The organism is Singulisphaera acidiphila DSM 18658 (genome assembly GCF_000242455.2).
In the GTDB taxonomy this organism is placed as follows: Bacteria; Planctomycetota; Planctomycetia; order Isosphaerales; family Isosphaeraceae; genus Singulisphaera; species Singulisphaera acidiphila.
On sequence record NC_019892.1, the window covers coordinates 8,370,317 to 8,390,249 of the forward strand.

12 protein-coding genes and 1 other RNA gene are annotated in these 19,933 nt (G+C 63.0%); 5 read left to right on the forward strand and 8 right to left on the reverse strand.

Translation table 11 applies throughout. From position 1 onward, the window contains the following. Window positions 1-607 precede the first annotated feature (607 nt). The 3 genes from SINAC_RS32585 (at window position 608) to SINAC_RS32595 (ending at window position 7,322) form a co-directional block, all read left to right on the forward strand. Window positions 608-3,211: a hypothetical protein gene (locus tag SINAC_RS32585; protein WP_015249803.1), complete on the forward strand. Its 2,604-nt coding sequence runs from the start codon at window positions 608-610 to the stop codon at window positions 3,209-3,211. Window positions 3,212-3,298: 87 nt separating this feature from the next. After that, window positions 3,299-6,265 (forward strand): protein kinase domain-containing protein, encoded by a 2,967-nt coding sequence (locus SINAC_RS32590; RefSeq protein ID WP_015249804.1) that lies wholly within the window; start codon window positions 3,299-3,301, stop codon window positions 6,263-6,265. A gap of 154 nt (window positions 6,266-6,419) precedes the next feature. Then, window positions 6,420-7,322 carry a GGDEF domain-containing protein gene (locus SINAC_RS32595; protein WP_015249805.1) on the forward strand — a complete coding sequence of 301 codons (903 nt, stop codon included), beginning with the start codon at window positions 6,420-6,422 and terminating at the stop codon, window positions 7,320-7,322. Window positions 7,323-7,356: 34 nt separating this feature from the next. Here SINAC_RS32595 and dacB read toward each other — a convergent pair whose 3' ends face one another. The 7 genes from dacB to rnpB all read right to left on the reverse strand — a co-directional run bounded on the left by dacB (window position 7,357) and on the right by rnpB (window position 14,448). Continuing rightward, window positions 7,357-8,976: a D-alanyl-D-alanine carboxypeptidase/D-alanyl-D-alanine endopeptidase gene (gene dacB, locus SINAC_RS32600; protein ID WP_015249806.1), complete on the reverse strand. Its 1,620-nt coding sequence runs from the start codon at window positions 8,974-8,976 to the stop codon at window positions 7,357-7,359. Between the two features lie 94 nt (window positions 8,977-9,070). Beyond that, the gene (locus SINAC_RS32605; protein WP_015249807.1) at window positions 9,071-9,814 is read right to left on the reverse strand and encodes a succinate dehydrogenase iron-sulfur subunit; all 744 of its coding nucleotides are present in this window, start codon (window positions 9,812-9,814) and stop codon (window positions 9,071-9,073) included. Window positions 9,815-9,854: 40 nt separating this feature from the next. Then, window positions 9,855-11,702, reverse strand: a complete 1,848-nt coding sequence (gene sdhA, locus SINAC_RS32610; protein ID WP_015249808.1) for a succinate dehydrogenase flavoprotein subunit — start codon at window positions 11,700-11,702, stop codon at window positions 9,855-9,857. A 65-nt stretch (window positions 11,703-11,767) separates the two neighbouring features. Then, on the reverse strand, window positions 11,768-12,238 hold the full coding sequence (locus tag SINAC_RS32615) for a succinate dehydrogenase hydrophobic membrane anchor subunit (protein WP_015249809.1): 471 nt from the start codon (window positions 12,236-12,238) through the stop codon (window positions 11,768-11,770). A 14-nt stretch (window positions 12,239-12,252) separates the two neighbouring features. Continuing rightward, window positions 12,253-12,774 carry a succinate dehydrogenase, cytochrome b556 subunit gene (locus SINAC_RS32620; protein ID WP_015249810.1) on the reverse strand — a complete coding sequence of 174 codons (522 nt, stop codon included), beginning with the start codon at window positions 12,772-12,774 and terminating at the stop codon, window positions 12,253-12,255. Window positions 12,775-13,464: 690 nt separating this feature from the next. Continuing rightward, the gene (locus SINAC_RS32625; protein WP_015249811.1) at window positions 13,465-13,740 is read right to left on the reverse strand and encodes a hypothetical protein; all 276 of its coding nucleotides are present in this window, start codon (window positions 13,738-13,740) and stop codon (window positions 13,465-13,467) included. A 260-nt stretch (window positions 13,741-14,000) separates the two neighbouring features. Beyond that, an RNA gene (gene rnpB, locus SINAC_RS38380) (RNase P RNA component class A) lies at window positions 14,001-14,448 on the reverse strand. Window positions 14,449-14,659: 211 nt separating this feature from the next. On the opposite strand from rnpB, the gene SINAC_RS32630 reads away from it, so the two are divergent. Then, window positions 14,660-15,157, forward strand: coding sequence for an aminoacyl-tRNA deacylase (locus SINAC_RS32630; RefSeq protein WP_015249812.1), 498 nt, complete (start codon window positions 14,660-14,662; stop codon window positions 15,155-15,157). A gap of 32 nt (window positions 15,158-15,189) precedes the next feature. Here the strand turns inward: SINAC_RS32630 and SINAC_RS32635 are convergent, their stop codons facing one another. Continuing rightward, a complete protein-coding gene (locus SINAC_RS32635) occupies window positions 15,190-18,261 on the reverse strand; it encodes a proline dehydrogenase family protein (protein ID WP_015249813.1) in 3,072 nt (1,023 codons plus the stop codon). A 550-nt stretch (window positions 18,262-18,811) separates the two neighbouring features. Between SINAC_RS32635 and SINAC_RS32645 the strand changes: the two genes are divergently transcribed. Beyond that, window positions 18,812-19,834, forward strand: a complete 1,023-nt coding sequence (locus SINAC_RS32645; RefSeq protein WP_020466435.1) for a YybH family protein — start codon at window positions 18,812-18,814, stop codon at window positions 19,832-19,834. Window positions 19,835-19,933: the final 99 nt, after the last annotated feature.

Sequence of the window (19,933 nt, forward strand, 5' to 3'; positions counted from 1 at the left end):
CCCCCTCATTCCGGGCTGTCAACGACTCCGAAATTCGCTGACCAGGGTCTCTTCATCTGTGCTGGACGCGGTGCCGAAGAACGGCAGAGAAAGTAGACGGCGATGCCGGTAGGCCAGTCCTAACGAAACAGTGAGTCGCATTGTTTGGCGTGCGCCACACCCGCAATTCAATGCGATCAAACCCGATCCCAAGAGCGGGTGGGGCGTCCGCGACCCGAGGGATGACGCACATCCCTGGTCCCTGCACCCCATGTTCCTGCTCCGCACATAAGCAACCACGCCCGCCCAAAGCGAATCAAAGAAGTCCATATCCGCCGGCTTTACACGCGATCCCCGTGCCTGTTGAGCAGACACACGTATCCCGATTCTGAAAGTTCAGGAGAAAAACGTACACGAAGAGAAAACGTGATGTAACCTTCCTAGAAGGAAGAGTCGGCAGCGGGTCATCGGCCCCAAAGCCAGCACATTTGCTGCGGATGGCCCGATTCAGCCTTGGCTGCTGGGGCCGCCGTAGTTGCCGGCCCGAAGACCCCGAGCGACGCCGCTCCAGGGTGGGCCAGCCGCATGTGCCCCTGCCTGAACGTATTGAAGGAAGATGCTTCTACCGATGAACACCGGCCAGCCCATACCGCGAGGTCTGCGTGACGCCCGGTCCCGGGCCGTGTCAGGGCGAAGACGAGGCACTGCGACACCGTTACGGTTCGAGACGCTCGAAACCAGGCGAGTGCCTAGTTCGTTCGGCGATCAGGGCGGAAGCGAACCGTCGTTTGACGCGCCGAACCAGACCTACGATCAGGCACTGGACCTGGGGGACGTCTGGGCGGCACCGGCGGTCTCGAGACAGGGTTCTCTCGGGGCGGGGGAAGCCGGCGCAGGAGACGTCGAGTGGTATTGCTTCGTACTCGATCGCCCTGCCCGGGTAACCTTGAGGCTCGAAGGTGCGCAACCCGACTCGTCATTCCGTGGCGTCCTCAGCCTATTCAATAACGACTTCGATTTTGTGGACCTCTTGAACCCGCAAGGGCTTCGCCGGCTGGATTTGGCCGTTGCGGACGGTGGGGATGGGGTCGCCGCGATCGATCGGGTCATCGGCCCAGGCACCTACAATCTGGCCGTCAGTGGCGCGGGGAATGAGATCTTTAGCCCTCTCGTGGCCCACACGGGGCTTCCCGGCTCTACGGGCGAGTTCAATTTGAGCCTCAGCGCCATTGATGCGGGGCTAGCGCCTTCGGCTGGGCCCTGGGTCTTGAACAGCAATCCCGCCCCCGGGGCTTTGCTGACCAGTTCCCCGCTCGTGATTCGGATCGAGTTGAGCCGGCCGCTCGATCCGGCCACAATCGAACCGGGCCGATCCGTGCAACTGAGATTTAGCTCCGACGGGACGTTCAGCGACGCAGGGGGGCAAATCGTCCCACTGGCCGCCCTGAACTTTTCGAGTTCCGCCTGCGAACTCCAATTGGTCCCCGCGTCCCCCCTTACTGTGGGATACTACCGAGTCGTCCTTACCGGCACAGGCGATCCGGAGCAGTCCGGCCTGACCAGTCTTGATGGGACGCCGCTGGGGAGCGATGATCTGCACCCAATCGGCCGTGATTATTTCTTCACGTTCCAGGTTGGGGGAATCGAAGGAAACACGAATCTCTCCGGACCTGCCGACGACACCCCGGCCGGGGCCCATGACCTAGGCGAACTCACTTCGTCGGTGCCCGTGCAGGTCAAAGGAGCGATCGGCGACGACCCGTTCTATAACCCTGCAAATACCTCCAATCCCGTCGGCCCGCTCGGGCCGTTGCAACCTGGGAATGATGTCGACCTCTACCATTTTCGCGTGAGCGGACCGGACCAGTATACATTCTTTGCAGACGTCTTTGCCGGCCGAATCGGCTCCCCTCTGGCCCCTGGCTTGCGTCTCTTCCGGTTCAATCCCGAGACCCAGCAGCTCGATTTACTCAACCTCGCCACATTCATTTACAATATCATTCCCTATACCGACCGAGGCATTCTACCGCAATTGTCCGACGCCACCCTTTCCGGCGTCCTGGATGCTGGGGACTACTACCTTGCCGTCTCGTCGGGGATCCCTTGGTCGTACGATCCGAGCGTTTCGCGAAGCAACCAAGACGGCTTGGCCTCCGGCCCGTATGTCCTGAATCTCCTCCTCAGCCCCACCTTCGCGGACACGTCCCCTTATAGCCGAATTCCATTGACCCCGCCCTTCGACCCCTCACCAACGGACCCGGATGGCGACGGCGGTGAAAACTACCCACCCTGGGCGGGCGGAGGCGCACCTCCCGGTCACAATCCGCCCCGCTTGCCAACCCCTCCCGGCACGGGCGGCGGCATCTCGATCCATAACCCTCCACCCTCGGGGAACAACACTCCACCGGTGGGGACAGGGACGGGCACATCAGGCGGTGTGACCTCCTCCTCGCCTCCATTCCAGAATAAGCCGACGACCGGAATTCCCTCCTCCACGGATCTCTCGGTCTTGGCCTTCCAACCGGTTGGTGGCTTGACTCGAACCGAGCAGGAACCCGCAACACAACCCGGGCCAACCTTGCCAAAGGCGGTTGCCATCACCTCGGGTTCCGCTTTCTCGAGCCAGAGTTTGACTTGGGCGGCACCACCCCTGTTCGGAGTGACTCCCACGCTTTCACCCGAGATCGCAATAGGCAACGTCCCCTCACGTCTCGAGTCGGGGAGCGCAAGTATCACGCCCCCCGCCGTGTTCAACGGGATCGTGCCTCAATCGCTCGTTCCCTGGGCCCCTGATCCCGACCAGTTCAATTCTCGCCGGACCGTGGTGGCAAGCGGGTTGGGGCAACAGGCTCTGGGCTTCAGCATGCCGAAGGTTGTGAGCCAACCCTTGGCCGTGGCCACGGCCAAGGAACGGGCCGACGCCCCCGACGGGATGGTGGCCGAGAAGGCCCCTGTTACCGCGCCAACCCGTGGCGACAATCTTGGGACCGATCCCGAAGCTGCCGAACCGGCCGCCACAATCGCCCAGACTCCGTCTGAGCCCGAAGTCCAAACCGAGTCGCCGCCACGTCATTGGAAGTTGGGATGGGCCTTGCTGACCATCTCCGGCCTGTCGAGCGTCGCGTACTTCAAATATCGGGAATCGTTCAGGCCCCGGTGGTTGAGCCGTTCGTCTCTCTGTCGAAATCCTGGCAAACGACCTGGCCTCGACGAACCGAGGGGATCGTCGTGAGAGCGCCAAGTGAATACGATCGGCCCAACGGCGGCGGCCTCACCCCAGCATTGAAGCCGAGGGGGCTCACCAACGCGTGAAATCGACATGATCGATTCTTCATCACCCGGGGACAACTCCAAGACTTTATGCATCCGAACGCCAGCGGTCGAGCATGCGCGGCTCCACGGTTGGCCACAAGACGACGCACCGGATCAGCCTGCCAATACCGAGCTTCCCCTCACTCGCGATCAAGGCGATGCGCATCCTGCTGATACGGCGGAATGGGACGCCGCGAATGACATCAAGGCAACCACCCCGATCAGGCCGCATCACACACTCCTTGCGCGAAGCAGCCGACCACCGACGAGCGCCGGCGAGCGTCTGGAACTCATCAAGGCGGGGGATGTCCTCTTTGGATTTCGTCTCCGGCATCTCCTGGGACAAGGGGCCTTCGCGCGAGTCTTCGTGGCGCAGCAGGCCGACCTGGCGGATCGGCCGGTGGTGCTGAAGATTTCGGGGATCGAGGGAATCGAGCCCCAGACCCTGTCGCGGTTGCAGCACACCCACATCGTGCCAATCTATTCGGTCCACGAGGATCCCAGGAGCGGGCTCCGCGCCGTCTGTATGCCGTACTTCGGTGGCGCCAATCTCTCGAGCGTCTTGGAACGACTCTGGTCCGGGCAGGAGCAGCCGACCCGGGGCACCCAGTTGGTCGACGCCCTGAAAGCCGTTGGCTCACCTGCACCAGAAACCTGGGGCGAGCCGCAGGAGAGTCGGCAGCTCTCGCAAGAACGGCTGGCCGAACCCCGGACACCCTTCTCACTGCTGGAGGGTCTCGGATACATCGAGGCAGTCACCTGGGTCGTGGCCCAGCTTGCCGAGGGCCTTGACCACGCCCATCAACGCGGGATCATCCACCGGGATATCAAACCGTCCAACATCCTGCTGAGCGCGGAGGGGCAACCGCTCCTTTTGGACTTCAACGTCTCGATCGATGCGACCTCCGACGTCGACCACACTCTGCTGGGCGGTACCGTCGCCTACGCCGCTCCGGAGCACCTTCGCGCCCTCTCCCTCTGCACCCTGGATCAATTCCAGGCGGTCGACCGGCGGTCGGATATTTACTCGCTCGGCATGGTCCTCGTCGAAGCACTCAGCGGTCAACGCCCCTTCGCACGCGACGGGAGCTACTCAGTCCCCACCTCCCAGCTCGAAGCCATGGTTGCCGACCGAAGTGAGGGGGTCCCTTCGATCAGGCAGAGCCGACCGGATGCCCCTTGGAGCTTGGAGAGCGTCGTCCGCCGCTGCCTCGAACCCGACCCGGCCAAGCGTTATCAGGAGGCAGGCCACCTGGCGGCCGACCTCCGTCAATTCCTCGCAGACCGTCCGTTGACATATGCCCCCGAATTGAGCCGAGTGGAGCGGGTTCGGAAGTTCTTCCGCCGAAATCCACGGCTGCTCACATTGAGCTCGGCCTCGGCAGTCTCACTGGTTCTTTTTTTGGCAATTGGCTGGGCGTTCGTTGGGGCGCGGACCCGTCTGGCCGAAACCAACAGACGCCTGCTGGCCACCCAAGCACGGGAGCGAAAACAAGCCCACGACCTCGGTGTTCTCCAATGTCAGGGCCTCGTCAACACGATCCTCGGCGACGAAACTCACCTTCGCCAGGGGATCGCCATCTGTGAACGGACTCTGGCCCTCTACGCCCTCACGGATGGTCGTTCCGCTCAAGAGCATCCCGATTGGGTCCAGCTCGCCCCGGCCGAGCGTCTCGCGCTTGCGGAAGATCGTCGGGAGTTGCTCCTCCTCTTAGCGGGGGCCAGGGTTCGCCTGGCCCCGGGTGACCCTCGAGAATTGCGGGCAGCGCTCGCCCTGCTCGACAACGCGGAAGCCATCCCCGGCTTGAAACCGTCCAAGGCACTCTGGCTCGATCGGGCGAACTATCTCGACCAGCTCGGGAACCACGACCGGGCGAGAACCGCTCAGGGCCTGGCGGATCAGATCAAGCCCGCCTCGAGCCGCGACCACTATCTCCTGGCAATCTCCCACGCCCGGACGCGGACGGGCAATGGGTATCGAAATGCGGTGACTGAACTCAGCGAGGCCCTCCGTTTGAACCCTCGGCATTACTGGTCGGTGATGCAACGCGGGATCTGTCACATGGAGCTGGGCGAGCGCATTCAGGCCGTCCGCGACTTCGGGATCGGCACGGGGCTCTGGCCGGAGCATCCCTGGAGCTACTTCAATCGAGGCCACGTGCTCGACCAAAGCGGGATGAAGGCCGAGGCCATCAACGACTACACGGCCGCGCTGGAGCGAGACCCGCAATTCGTCGCCGCCCTGACCAACCGGGGCCTTGCACACCTTGAGCTCAGGCAGTGCGCCCCCGCGCTGGCCGATTTCGATGCAGCATTGGCGCTGGCCAAGGGAACCGCAGTGATCCATGCGGGCCGTGGGATCGCCTTGGAAGCGTTGGGACGCCACACCGAGGCCGACGCCGAATTTCGCGAGGCCTTCGATCGGGCCGCCCCTGGGCCTGGTCCCGAGCGCACTCGCTTCCTCTGGACTTACGGCTTCGCCGTGGCCGACCGGATTCCCGAGGCCGCGATGGCGGCGTTCGACGAAGTCCTCCGCCACGAACCTCGCCACCCCCAAGCCCTCTACGGCCGCGCCATGCTGGCAATGCGGGGTGGCCAGCTCGCCTCGGCGCTTGCTGATTTCAATCGCGCCCTCGAGACCGACCCGAGATTCACGCAAGCCAGGCAGAGTCGGGCGGTGGTCCTGGCCCGGCTCAACGATCCGGAGCGCGCCAACCGCGACGTCGACTGGTGCCTGGAGCATGACCCCGGCTCCGGCAACTCCGTCTACACGGCCGCCTGTGTCGCCGCCCTGGCCGCGAAAGTGAGCCCTGATCCCCGAATGATCGACAAGGCTCTCGACCTCTTGAAGCAGGCCTTGGAACTCGGAACCGATCTGTCAGCCGACAACGATCCCGACCTGGCCACAATCAAGCAGGATCCCCGATTCCAAGCGATCTTGACCGACACGGCAAGTTCCAAGTCAAAAAAATGAGCATAACGTTTCTGATGAGATCGTTTCCACCCGCTCTCCTCCTCTTTTATGCTCTATAATTGCTGGGCGCATGCCCCAGGCTCGTTCGCTCCGTCGTTTGACCAGGAGACGATTGTCCGGCTCAAACGGGCAAACCCGTGGAAAGAGGATCATCGTGGCCACCGATCATCCCAGCGATAGTCGATTGGTGACGAGGCCCGTGGTTGTGGCACGGCCCACGTCCCCTTCCAACAAGGACGCCTGCCTGATCCAGATCTATCCGACCGGCTTGACCATCGGCACGCGCCACCCGTTGAACGAGAAGGATGCCATCCTCGGTCGGGACGACGATTGCGACATCACGGTCCCCGACCCGTCCATCTCCAGGCGGCACTCGCGTTTAGAATCGACCGGCGGGGGCTATCGGATCACCGACCTCCAGAGCACCAACGGCACATTCGTCAACGACGTACCGGCGAACCGGACCCCCTTGACCGACGGCGACTACCTCCGCCTGGGCACCTGCCTGTTCCGGTTCCTGGCCGGTGGAAACGTCGAAGCGGAATACCACGAAGAGCTGTACCGGATGGCGATCCTCGACGGCCTGACCGGGATGCACAACTCGCGTTACTTGCTCGATCACCTCGAGCGTGAAATCGACCGTTCCACTCGCCACGAACGACCGCTTGCGCTGATCCTCATCGATGTGGACCACTTCAAAACGATCAACGACTCCATGGGTCATCTGGCCGGCGACCTGGCCCTGCGCGAGCTTTCGCTCTGCCTAAGGCCGAATGTTCGCAAATATGATCTCCTGGCCCGCTACGGCGGAGAGGAATTCGCCGCGGTCCTGAGCGAGACCTCCCCGCAAGACGCCATCGCGATTGCCGAGAAGCTGCGTCGGGCCGTGGAGAGCCACCCGTTCGAATTCGAGGGCCGTCCCTTCCGGGTCACGATCAGCCTGGGTGTGGCCACGGTGGTCCGGAATGAGCCACTCGAGCCGGCGGAACTGATCCGACTTGCCGACTTGCAGCTCTACTCCGCCAAACAAGCGGGCCGCAATCGGGTGAGCGCCTGATTCATCAAGTCGAAACAGGCATTCAAAAAAGAGTTTACGGTCCCGAAACAGCGGGCGCTGGAGGAGGTGTCTTGGGCTCATCCGAGCGATAGAAAACCTCGCACAACGAGCCGAGGAGTCGGCCCGCCTTCGCGGTCGCCTCGGTCACTTGCGCGCCCTTCGCGTCGAGAGGAACTTCGTTGAGGAAGAAGGCGAACACGAGAGGACGCCCCGTGGTCGTCTCCATGTAGCCCGCCAGCGCCTTGCTCGTCAGGACGGACTGGCCAGTTAGGCCGTTCTCAAGCCAGAAGGTGCCGGTCTTGGCACGGGCATGCCCCCGTGCGGGGCTCTCGGCAGAGACGGCCTTGGCCAGGGTGCCATCGCGGCCGAGGACGGGCAAGGCTGCGTCGTAGGCGGGAAAGTCTGGACGGGCCGCCATGGCGCGAAGTAAGGCGACCGTGGCTCGAGGGGTGACCAGATCGGCCCGATGCCCGCCCGCGCCTCCGCCGAAGGAGATGGTCTCGATCGGCACGCCGAGCTTCTTGAGCAGCTCGCCTTCGCGTCGAAGGCCCTCAGCAAGTGTCTTCTCACCGTGATGGGCCGCCAGCAACAGCGGGAGGGTGCTGGCATGAAGGTTGTGGCTCACCTTGAGGATCACGCGAAGATACTCGCGGAACGGCGGCGAGGTGTACTCAGCCACCTTGGGGAGCTTGGCGACGTCCGTGGTCGCTGGCAGGTTCTCGGCGTGGTTCTCACCGATCGCGGCGGCGGCAACCTGGACCCCGCGTCCTCGCAAGCGCTCGATGAAGAGCGTGCGGGCAAACGCGGCCGGCTCCTCAACCTCGTAGATCTTGACCACCGGCTTGTGGCCGGCCGGCAACTGGCCCCGGACCGAGAACTGGCGGGGCCCCACCGAACGAACCGTCAAGCGAGGCGGTTGGGACGATTCGACCGTCTCCACTTGGAGGTCGGCCGAGGCGAACGCCGTCTCCGGGATCAGCCGGACTTCCGCCGGTTCGCCCGCCGAGCCGGCCGGGGTGACCACGATGTCGATCACGTTGTCGTTGATCACGGTCGGGCCGACTCGGGACGGCCCACTCCCCGTGCTCGAGGTCGACTCGAAGAACCGCTCGTCGACCAGTACGTCGCCAGTGATTGCCTTGATCCCGGCGGCTTGGACCGCACGAGCCAGATGGTCGAGGGCGGCCAGCGGATCGGCGCTGACGATCTCGCCGTCGAAGTGACCGCCGGAATAGGTGTGGTCGTTATCGCGAAAGAGGAACTTACCCTCGGGGCCGGTCCGCCCCCCCATGCATGGGTCGCCCCGGGTCACCAAGATCAGGTCCCCTTGGAGAACCCCATCCTTCACCTCACCACGGCGGACGACCGGGGTCTGGAACCGGAAGTCCGCGCCGAGGTCGCTGAGGGCCGCCGCCGTGCTGAAGAGCTTGGTGACCGACGCCGGGCAGAACATCTGGTCGGCATTATGTTCGTAGACCGTCTTGCCGGTCGTCCCGTCCACGACCAGGATGCCCCAGTGCCCCCCCTCGAAGCCCTTCGTCTTGAGCACTTCCTCGACGCGCGGTTCGAGCGGCTCACCCGCCTTGGCTTTCGCTGTTGCCAACCCGCACCCAAGCCCGAGGATTAACGACCAGCGTAAGAGCCGAGCAGCCATCGCGACGCTCCTCAATACGAAGCTGTGGGTCGATTCGCACAAAAAAAGGGAGCGCGCCGCCTGCCGACACTGACGTCGTCGAACGGGCGATAACCTACTCGGCGGCCCCCTCGAAGTCGATGCTGCCGGTCAGCATCGCTCGCTTGACCTCTTGAATCGTCTGGGTCACCTTGATGTCACGCGGGCAGGCGCTGGTGCAGTTGAAAACGGTCCGACAGCGCCAGACTCCCTCAGTGTCATTGAGGATGTCCAGCCGCTCGGCCGCCCCGTGGTCGCGGGAGTCAAAGATGAACCGGTGCGCGTTGACGATCGCGGCGGGCCCGACGTAGTTCTGATCGCCCCAGAACGGCGGGCACGCGGTGGTGCAACAGGCGCAGAGGATGCACTTGGTCGAGTCGTCAAACCGGGCCCGCTGCTCGGGCGACTGGAGTCGCTCGGTCGTCGGGGCCGGGTCGTCATTCATCAAGAACGGGAGGACCGATTTGTAGTGGTCGAAAAACGGCTTCATATCCACGATCAAGTCTTTGATGACCGGCAAGCCGAGGATCGGCTCGACCGTGATCGTGTCGCTTTTCAGGTTCTTGACCAGGATCTTGCAGGCGAGACCGTTCGTCCCGTTGATCCGCATCGCGTCGGATCCGCAGACGCCGTGGGCGCACGAACGGCGCAAGCCGAGGGTCTCGTCTTGCTCCCATTTGACGTTCTGAAGCACGTCGAGCACGCGGTCCATCGGATCGGCGTCGACCCGGAACTCCTCCCAGCGCGGCGGGGCGTCGCTCTCCGGGTTGTACCGCTTGATCTTGACCGTGAGCGAGCGAGACTCTGTGTTGGCGACCATGTTTTTATCCTCTGATCCGTGTCCGCGAGACCTCGCCCGATCAGTATTTTCGAATTTCCAGCGGGTACTTGGTCACCATCTCGCCGTTCTTCTCGACCATGATGACGTCCACATCCTTGTACTCAACGCGCGTTTCGCTCGCGCCGGCCGAGTAGACGAGGCTGTGCTTGAAGAAGTTGGCATCGTCGCGGTCGGGGAAATCCTCGCGAGAGTGCCCGCCTCGGCTCTCCTTCCGTGCCAGGGCACAGGCCACGGTGGCTTCGGCGAGATCGAGCAGACAGCCCAGTTCGAGGACCTCGAGCAATCCGGTGTTGAAGACCGAGCCCTTGTCGGCGACTCCGACCGACGCATAACGAACCTTGAGTGCGGCGATTTTGTCGCGGGCACGCGTCAAGGTCTCGGCGGTCCGGTAGACACCGCAGTCGTCCATCATCGTCTGCTGCATCTCGTCGCGGATCCGGACCCAGGGTTCGCCGCGAGGCCGCGCCAGCAGCGCCTCGACGGCCGCGGCCGTGGGAGCCTGCGGATTGGGCGGAAGCGGCTCAAACTGCCGGTTCAAGGCGTGCTGAGCCATCGATCGACCGGCGCGACGACCGAACACGACGAGGTCGACGAGGCTGTTCGTGCCCAGGCGATTGCCACCGTGTACGCTCACGCAGGCGCTTTCGCCCGCCGAGAAGAGGCCGGGAACAACGGTGCCGGCCGAGTCGCGGAGGACCTGGCCGTGGACGTTAGTCGGGATGCCTCCCATCGCGTAGTGGGCGGTCGGCTGGATCGGCATCGGCTCCTTGATCGGATCGACGCCGAGATAGGTCCGCGCAAAGTCGATGATGTCGGGCAGACGCTTCTCGACCCAGGCACTATCGACCGTCCCGCCGGTGGGGCTGGTCTTGTACTTGTTGATCGTCTCGGCCCGGATGTCGAGGTAGACGAAGTCCTTGCCCCCGACTCCTCGACCCGCGCGAACCTCTTGATAGATCGACCGCGAGCAGACGTCGCGGCTGGCGAGGTCCTTCAAGTTGGGGGCGTACACTTCCATGAAGCGCTCCCCCTTCCCGTTGAACATCACGCCACCGTCACCGCGACAGGCCTCGCTCAGCAGGATCCCGAGCCGATAAATCCCGGTCGGGTGGAACTGGTAGAACTCCATATCTTCGAGGGGCAGGCCGTGGCGGTAGGCAATCGCCGGGCCGTCGCCGGTCAGGGCGAAGGCGTTGGACGAGACCTTGAACATCCGGCCGAAGCCGCCCGTGGCCAGGAGCACGCTCTTGGCGTGGAAGGTATGCAGTTCCCCCGTGGCGATCTCGATGGCCACGATCCCGCGACACTCGCCATCCTCCATGATGAGGTCCAGCATGTGGTACTCATCAAAGAAGGTCACCCCTTGTTTGATGCACTGCTGGTAGAGCGTCTGGAGGATCATGTGGCCGGTGCGGTCGGCCGCGTGGCAGGCGCGCATCACGGGGATCCGGGGCTTGGCCGCCTCGGTGCCCGGCGGAGCGGCCGGGTCGTAGATCGGGTTCGGCTTGGTGTGGCCGCCGAACCGGCGCTGGGAGATCCGGCCGTCGGCCGTGCGATCGAACGGGAGCCCCATGTGCTCCAGGTCGTAGATGCACTCGACCGCCTCGCGACAGAGGATCTCGGCGGCGGTCTGGTCGACGAGGAAGTCTCCCCCCTTGATCGTGTCGTAGGCGTGGTTCTCCCAGGAGTCGTCCTCCAGGTTGGAGAGCGCCGCGGCGATCCCCCCCTGGGCGGCCCCGGTGTGCGACCTGGTTGGGTAGAGCTTGCTGACGACGGCGGTACCGACGTGCTTGCTCGACTCCAGCGCGGCCATCATACCCGCGCCGCCGGCGCCCACGATGATGCAGTCGAACCTGTGATAATTCATGGTCTTATTGGTGCGAGGACGATCGATCCCCGCCCTTGGTGTCAGGCCCGAACGCCACTCGGCCGTCAACGGTCGCCGGAAGCGACCGAGGCGGTGACCGTCTGAGACTGTCCCTTGCGGGGATGCGCCTTGATGTACTCTTGGTCCTTCTCGAACATGAGAATGGCATAGCTGCCCATGCCCACCAGAACCGTGGCTACGGTCCAGATCAGCGTATGAACAACCACGCGCCGACCAGGCCGGACGATATACTCGTCGAGGATCTGGCGGAGGCCGTTGAGGCCGTGAATCACCGCGAGGACAACCATCGCCAGGTCCCAGAGCCGCCAGAAGAAGCCACTGCCGGGCTTGGTCCAGCGATCCGCGACAAAAGCGTAGTTGATCGTCTCGACGTTGAAGAGGATGTGAACGATGAACAGGTGACCGAGCGCCAGCAGGACCAGCGTTAGGCCCGAGATCCGCATGAAATACCACGCGCCCAGTTCGAATCCACCGCTCGGTTTGACCCGCCGACCCCGACCCGAACTTGCCACCATGGTCCCCTTCTCAATTAAAGGCTCTGGTTCGTCTCAATTTTCGCAGGCATGCCCACCGGCTCCGGTTGATTCTCATACTCCGGCGCATGCAACAAGGGCAAGAGCACCCAGATGGACACCGGAATCATGATCGCCCAGAAGGCGATCGCAACCAAGAGGAAGAGCTGCCGCTGATACCGCACGCCTTTGGGCCAGAAATCAAACAGGACCACGCGGATCCCGTTGAGCGAATGAAAGAGGACGCAAGCGATCAGTCCCAGTTCGCCCAACCGGAAGGCCCAACGAATCGGCCAGTAGTACTGGCCCGACAGCGTGCCCCCGTACATCTCCATGGTATGATCATACCAGGCCGGGTTGACGACGACGAAGAACGTATCGGTAATGTGCGCGACCAGGTAGAGCAAGATCCCCAGCCCGGTCACTCGATGAAGTAACCAAGACCATTGGCCGAGCCCGCCACCGTAGCGCAGCCCCTCAACCATACGCGACCAGAGCCCGCGACGGTAATACCGCGGACTTCGATATGTCTGTGACATGGGAATCGGAATCCCGAGGAGGGCGGATCAATCAGAGTGGGCTTGAAAGCCCCTTCGCCTGGCCCAGGCGCATCGACAACGTCGTCGGGCAATCGACTCCTCAGCCACGGTGCCCGGGTCAGCCGAGATCCTCAATCGGCTTAACCTCAAGATTTTGTAGAGGTATCGACGCGTGGGGTCAAGAGGGCAGTCCCAAATCAAACCAAGAAGACCATAGGCGAATTTCAACGTATCTCATGGCAAATAAACTACTTACACCCGGTTTTCGCCAGCCTTCGCAGAACTCCGGTTCGTTCGCAATTGGGTGCCCCGAGTTCCGTGCTTCGGCCCCCAGGTGAACCCACCAAAGTCCTTGCTCACGGGTTCCAGGGATACGATCCCCAGCAGCATCCACTCGTATCCAGGTGCGGTCCGAAGGGCAAACCGCTCCCCCCTACCCACCTCGGAAGCAGGCAGGAGGACAACCCGGGATGGCCGTGGCCCGTGAATAGGGAGTAAACCCTACCCTCCTCCGACTCGCTTAAAAAGCGAGTGAAGGCAATAGAAGGGCGGGCGGCCAGCGTGGCCGACCAAGATCCCGTGACCAATCAGGGGAGGGGAAACACGAGATCAGGATCAACCCGAACGGAGTCGGCGTGAAGGCCGAGGAAGGAGGGAGCCAGTCGGGCTGATTCGCAGCGATTGCGAGTCTCAGCGAGCGAGATGGATCTGGGTGGCCGAAAAGAACCCGCTGAGCGTCAAGCGCCCCACGGCGGCGACCGGGCTGCCGTGGCAGAGATTTTCACCCAGGTCTTCGAGCCAGCCCCGATCGGGGACGAGCGACGCCTCGGCTTCAACGATCATGAGGTCTTTGGGACGCCCATTGGGGGCCACCTGCAAGACCAGACGCGACGCATCACGCAATGCACCTGAGGGTTCAACCCAGGAATCAATGATTGCGCCCGTGACGACGATTTCCGTATCCATATCCTGCTCCTCCCCGCCCGATGAAAGGCGAAGTTCGGAGGCACTGAGTTCTTGACCCGATGCATCCATCATAGCAGGGAAAGGTTCGTGAGACAAGGGATCATCTCGGGAATCGCGAGGACGATCAGGCGCGTTAGCTTGCAGAGTCTCAACATGTGTCCCACTCCGCCAAGGGAGCTTTGCCGTTGGCGGACGCAAACCGGTTTGTTTGCTGAGTTCAGTCGTCGTAAAAAGATCTCCGGCAGGATTGGCGAAGGAGGGATCGTGACGGACCTGTAAGCCGGATTCTGTCGGGGACGCGAACGTCCCCGGATGATCATTTCTCTGGGACGCCGGTTACCCGACGCCTCTAGCGACCTACCCGGAAGTCATCCGGATCGGGCAAATCCGCCGTCGCCCTTCTTCCCTTGCGGTCAGTCAGGCGGCGTTGCTCCCTTATTTGGTCTTGCTCCCAGTGGGGTTTGCCAAGCCAAGCCGGTCACCCGGCCTGCTGGTGAGCTCTTACCTCACCGTTTCACCCTTACCCCGGCGAGCCGAAGCGCACCGTGGCGGTCTGTTTTCTGTGGCACTTTCCCTTCCCGAGATCAATCGGGCGGTGGGCGTTACCCACCACCGCGCCCTACGGAGTCCGGACTTTCCTCTACGGCATGCCCTCAGATTGATGTTTCCATCAAATCCAAGCGCCGTGGCGATCATCCAGTCCGTCACGAACCCATCACTCATCATAACTCGCTGACGCCCCACCACCACCAAATTTCTTCAACATCACACAATTTCGCCCTCAAAACCAAATCTCAGTCGCACACGACGCAGGCAAAACACAGAATTTATCCATCCAATTTACTCGTTTCAAATTTCCCATTTTAACTGCATGCCGTATACTAACAGGGATGTCCTCCCAACTTCAGAGGGACGCACCATGTGTATCCGCGACTATCTCCAGAGTCATCACGTCTGGTTCGAGACGTTGCTGCACCCACCGGCCCCTTCGGCGTCCAAGCTGGCCCAAACCATCCATGTCTCCGGCCGATTCGTTGCCAAAGGGGTCTTGGTCCGTACGGAAGGGGCTTACGTCCTGGCGGTCCTCCCGGCGACCACCCGGATCGATATGGAGCGGCTGGCGCAGGCGCTCCAGGGCCAGTCTCCACGGATCGCGACCGAAGATGAGGTGGAACGGATCTTCGGCGACTGTGAACGAGGGGCATTGCCGCCGTTTGGCCGGCCATACGGGCTGACGACTCTCGTCGACGCCAGCCTGGCCGGTGGTGCCGAGATCGTGTTTGTGGGGAACTCCCGGCACGAGGGAGTTCGGATGCGTTACCGTGACTACGAAGCGATCGAAACCCCGATTCGGACTCGGTTCGCGCTGGCGACGAGCCCGCGACAGCGGCGCAGCTCGCATCGCAAAGCCGGCTGAGGCCGGCGTCGAGAGCCTCGGCGTCCGGACTTTCAGACGCCGAGAGCCGCCTCGTTGGTCGGTACGGTCGCGGCTCCGTCGGACTCGGGGGCGAATCCACGTCTCATGGTATTCTCGGTGATGGTGCGGGTTAGGAGGAACTCGAGCAGGTAGTCGGTTCCGCCGGCCTTGGTGCCGATGCCCGAGAGCTGAAAACCGCCGAACGGCTGGCGATCGACGAGGGCGCCGGTGATCGGCCGATTCACGTAGAGGTTGCCCACCCGGAACTCCCGTTTGACGTGGTCGATGTTCGCCGGGCTTCTTGAATAGAGTCCGCCGGTGAGGGCGTAAACGGTACCGTTGGCGATCCGAAGCGCTTCATCGAGGTTGCAGGCCCTGAGAACCGCAAGGACAGGTCCGAATACCTCTTCCTGGGCGATTCTGGCGTCAGGGCGAACCCCGGCGACGATCAAAGGGCCGACATAGTTGCCTCGCGCGGCGAGCGAACCGACATCGACCGACAAGACGACATCACCTTCCCCCTCGGCAATCGTCTTATAGCCTTCGATCCGTTCTCGGGCCTTGGCGTCGATCACGGGGCCGACCGCCGTGTCAGGATTGTCGGCCGGGCCAACGGGCAAGGCGCGGGCCGCATCGACAAGCCGACCGACGAAGGCGTCGTAGATGCCGTCGAGGACGATCACGCGTGAGCAGGCTGAGCACTTCTGCCCCGCATAGCCAAAGGCGCTCTGCAAGACACCAACGACCGCCTCGTCGAGGTCGGAGTCGTCGTCGACGATGATGGCGTTCTTTCCCCCCATCTCGGCAATCACCCGTTTGACGTGGTCCTGCCCGGGGGCCGGCTCGGCCGCCTTGCGGTTGATCTCGAGGCCGACGTCGCGCGACCCGGTGAAGGCGATCAGATTCACGCGAGGGTCATCCACGAGCGCTTTGCCGACGTCGCCAAAGCCGGGTAAGACGGTTAGTACGCCCTCGGGCAGGCCGGCCTCGCGAAGGACTTCGGCCAGGAGCAGCGCGATCCTCGGTGAGCGTTCGCTCGGTTTCAGTACGACCGTGTTCCCCGCAACCAAGGCGGCGACCGTCATCCCGGTCGGAATGGCGAGCGGGAAATTCCAAGGCGGGATTACGGCCGCAACCCCGCGTGCGATCCGTTCGATGGCGTTGGTCTCGCCCGGTACGTCGCGATGCCTCCCTTCGGCCAGCCTGATCATTTCACGGGCATAAAATTCGCAAAAATCGATGGCCTCAGCGACGTCCCCGTCCGCTTCGCGCCAAGGCTTGCCGCACTCATAAACTTCCCAGGCCGAGAGTGTCGAGCGTTTCGCCCGCATGAGCGAGGCGGCTTTGAGAAGGACCGAGGCACGGTCTACAGCAGGGGTGGCCGACCACGCCCCGAATCGTTCCCGCGCGATCGAGATCGCATCGCGAGCATCCAAAGGCCGAGCCTGCGCGAACCGGCCGACGATCGTTTCGGACGCGCCCGGGTCGGTCGAGGTGAACTCGACCCCGGTAGCGACCTCGCGCCCGTTCAGAACGAGCGGGTAGAACCGGCCGAACTGATCGCGAACGACACGGAGTGCTTCACTCATCGCAGCGCGGGCCTCGGGCCGAGTGAAGTCGACCGGAGGCTCGTTCTGGAACGGTGGCAAAGCCGGCGTGGCCGCATGGACGGTCAACGACTCGGGCTTCCGTTGGGAAGGCTTGTTCCGGCCCCACATGGCTCCGACCTCCTCGGGATCGCGCAAGAGCTCCTCGACCTGAGCATGGTCGGTGAAGCTGGCCTTGAGGAACGACTCATTCGACGTGTTTTCCAACAGTCTGCGCACCAGGTACGCCATGCCGGGAAGCATCGCCCCATAGGGCGTGTAGACGCGGACCCGCTTGCCGTCGGCCACCAAGGCGCGCTGAATCGGCTCGCCCATGCCGTGGAGCATCTGGATCTCGTAGGAATCGTCCGGCACGCCGTAAGCTTCGGCCGCCGCCATCGCCAGGGCCAGGCTCCGCACGTTGTGGCTGCCCAAGGCCGGGCGCAACTGTTCGTGGTGCTCCATCAGGAAACGGGCGGAACGCTCATAGCAGGCGTCGGTCTGCCACTTCTGGAGATAGACCGGGATCGGCCAGCCGAGTTGGCGGGCCAGGACCACCTCGTAGTCCCAGTACGCCCCCTTGACGAGCCGGACGGTGACGGGAGTCCCCCGCTGCTTGACCCAATCACGCAGTGATCCCAGATCGGCCTCGGTCTCGGTCAGATAGCCTTGAATGACGATGCCGGCGTCAGGCCAGTCGCGAAACTCCGGCTCGGAGAGGACCGACTTGAAGATCGCCAGCGTCAGATCCTTGTGGGCATACTGTTCCATATCAACGTGAACATAGGCGCCCAGCTCGCGAGCCGTCCGCAGGATTGGGCGAAGGCGATGGGCCACCCGGCGCAAGGTCGAGCGGTCGTAAAGCGCATCGAACCGGGCCGTCAGGCTCGTCAGCTTCAAAGAGAGGTTTACGCGAGGGATCGAGCCACGGTGGTCGCGGTCGATCTGGGGAATCTCCGGTTCAGCGGCCAAGGGACGCGACAGCCCGCGAATCAACTCAAGGCAGGTCTGCTGATAACGCTCGGCCTCATGCTCGCTGATCACCGCCTCCCCCAGGAGGTCGGCCGTGAACGCGATCCGCTGCCGCCGCAAGGCAAGGACGGTCTTGAGAGCTTCGTCAGGAGTCGCCCCCGCAATGAACCGATGCGCCATATGGGTGGCCCCGAACCGGGCCATGCCCGCCAAGGCGCGCTCCCCCAAGGTCCCCGCCGGGGCAAGCGCAACCGCAAGCCGTAGCCACCAGGGAACCCGATCTCCGGCCTCATCCAGATATTCCGCCAGATGCCGGCGGATCGCCGCCGGGGTCTTGAGGACCGGCATCGCATCAATGAACCGGAAGAGCTGGACCTTGACCAAGGGGTCGCCCAACGTCAGGTTCATCATCCGATCATCCCACCACCCACGTTCCCAGGGCTTGGGTCCCCCCCCGACCTTGGCAAACAGCACGCGGCCGATTTCGCGAGCCCGGCGTTCGATCAAGGTCGAGGTTGTATCACGACTTGCAGTTATCGAAGCCATTGCGAACCCTCCGAGAAGGGAGGTGAGCGGGACCAGAAAGCCTCCCGTCACACCTATTCTACGGCGAAACAAGCCGCAAGGATCACGGATTCGGTGATGGCCACCCACCCATGGGCCAGATCGTTCCAGAACCCAAGGCCATCATTGAAGATCCCCTTCCCCTTGCACTTCCGGGACCACGGCCACACCGCTCTTGAATTACACTCCCTGGGACCGCGGGCGCCCCCGCTCTTGAATTTCATGAAATTCAATCGTTTTTAATAAATTGTGGGCGGATCGCCTGCGGTCCCAGGGAATGCCGATAGGGCCTGCGTCCCGAGCGGGAGCCTTGAGAAGAATCGCAAGTATAAAGTGAGCGGGAATCCAGCCAATCGAAAATTACTAAGTATTCGTGATCGTCCCTGATATGTTGACCTTGGGCCTCGATTCTCGGTAGGGTAGACACCATCTCATCTCGATCGGTCTCTGCGGTCCGACGTCGCCGGCTTGGCGACGCCAGCTCAGCTTCATGTCCACCATCTTATTGAGGCACGCCGCTATGAGAACGCCCATGACCTGGCTCGGAGCGATGGCCCTGACCTGCGCCGGAATGGTTATGGCCTCTGGAGACTCGCCGCCCCAGGCCCAGTCGAGCGACGCGAAGGCAAATGCGAAGCCGGCCGCCGCGCCCGCGTCTGAAGACGCTCCGGCCGCCAACCCGAAAGAGGCGGCGGTCCGTGAACAAGTTCTGGCATTTTCCAAGGCATTCAACGGCCCCGACGTTGATGCGCTGATGGAACTGTTCGCACCCGACGCCGTGATCGTCGACCCTGCCGGGTCCGAGACGCGAGGCAAACCGGCGATTGGCGAGATGTACGCCGAGGAGTTTGAGAAAGTTCCGGGGCTCAAGCTCGAGTGCAACGTCGAGGCGGTCCGCTTCCTCACCGCCGACGTGGCGCGAGTCGAAGGTCTGTCGCGACTCTCATCGGGCACCGGCGACGCCAACGAGTTCACTCGCTTCAGCACGCTGGCCCTCCTCGTGGACGGGGCATGGCGAATCGCCGAGATCCGCGAATATGCGGCCCCCACCGCGGACATCACCCCCTACGAGCGGCTCAAGGAACTCGAATGGATGGTCGGCGACTGGGTCGACGAGAGCGACGACAACAAGGTCAGCTCAAACATCCGCTGGGCCGACAACAAGAGCTTTCTGATCCGCACGTACAGCATCGAGATCCAGAGCGAGAAGGCCTCCTCGGGCACGATGTTCATCGGCTGGGATCCCCAAACGGCCCAGATCAAGTCCTGGGTCTTTTCCTCCGAGGGAGGACACGGCGAAGGACTCTGGACGCGGACCGGCGAGAACCAGTGGATCGTCAAGGCCCAAGGCACTCGCCATGACGGCCAGCCCAACTCGGCAACACAGATCCACACCATCCTGAATAAGGATGTGGTGTCGACCAGCTCGATCGATCGGATCATCGGCGGCCAGATCGCACCCGACATCACCGACGTCGTGATGGTCCGTAAGCCGCCTCAGTCTCAACCGCAGCCGAAGCCGCAGCCCGCCGAGGCCGGCAAATCGGAAAAATAACACGGCCGCATCCAACCACACCGTCGTTCTCCTTAGTGGTTCGCTCGGAGCTCCGAGCGAACCACAAGGAGCCCATAAATCCAGCCTCGACGCGTTTTG

What these genes read in the sequence shown, in the direction of transcription:
- SINAC_RS32630 (WP_015249812.1), top strand. Translation starts at nt 14,660, where the DNA reads ATGTGTATCCGCGACTATCTCCAGAGTCATCACGTCTGGTTCGAGACG.
- SINAC_RS32635 (WP_015249813.1), bottom strand. Translation starts at nt 18,261, where the DNA reads ATGGCTTCGATAACTGCAAGTCGTGATACAACCTCGACCTTGATCGAA.
- SINAC_RS32645 (WP_020466435.1), top strand. Translation starts at nt 18,812, where the DNA reads ATGACCTGGCTCGGAGCGATGGCCCTGACCTGCGCCGGAATGGTTATG.
- sdhA (WP_015249808.1), bottom strand. Translation starts at nt 11,702, where the DNA reads ATGAATTATCACAGGTTCGACTGCATCATCGTGGGCGCCGGCGGCGCG.
- dacB (WP_015249806.1), bottom strand. Translation starts at nt 8,976, where the DNA reads ATGGCTGCTCGGCTCTTACGCTGGTCGTTAATCCTCGGGCTTGGGTGC.
- SINAC_RS32585 (WP_015249803.1), top strand. Translation starts at nt 608, where the DNA reads ATGAACACCGGCCAGCCCATACCGCGAGGTCTGCGTGACGCCCGGTCC.
- SINAC_RS32620 (WP_015249810.1), bottom strand. Translation starts at nt 12,774, where the DNA reads ATGTCACAGACATATCGAAGTCCGCGGTATTACCGTCGCGGGCTCTGG.
- SINAC_RS32605 (WP_015249807.1), bottom strand. Translation starts at nt 9,814, where the DNA reads ATGGTCGCCAACACAGAGTCTCGCTCGCTCACGGTCAAGATCAAGCGG.
- SINAC_RS32625 (WP_015249811.1), bottom strand. Translation starts at nt 13,740, where the DNA reads ATGGATACGGAAATCGTCGTCACGGGCGCAATCATTGATTCCTGGGTT.
- SINAC_RS32615 (WP_015249809.1), bottom strand. Translation starts at nt 12,238, where the DNA reads ATGGTGGCAAGTTCGGGTCGGGGTCGGCGGGTCAAACCGAGCGGTGGA.
- SINAC_RS32590 (WP_015249804.1), top strand. Translation starts at nt 3,299, where the DNA reads ATGATCGATTCTTCATCACCCGGGGACAACTCCAAGACTTTATGCATC.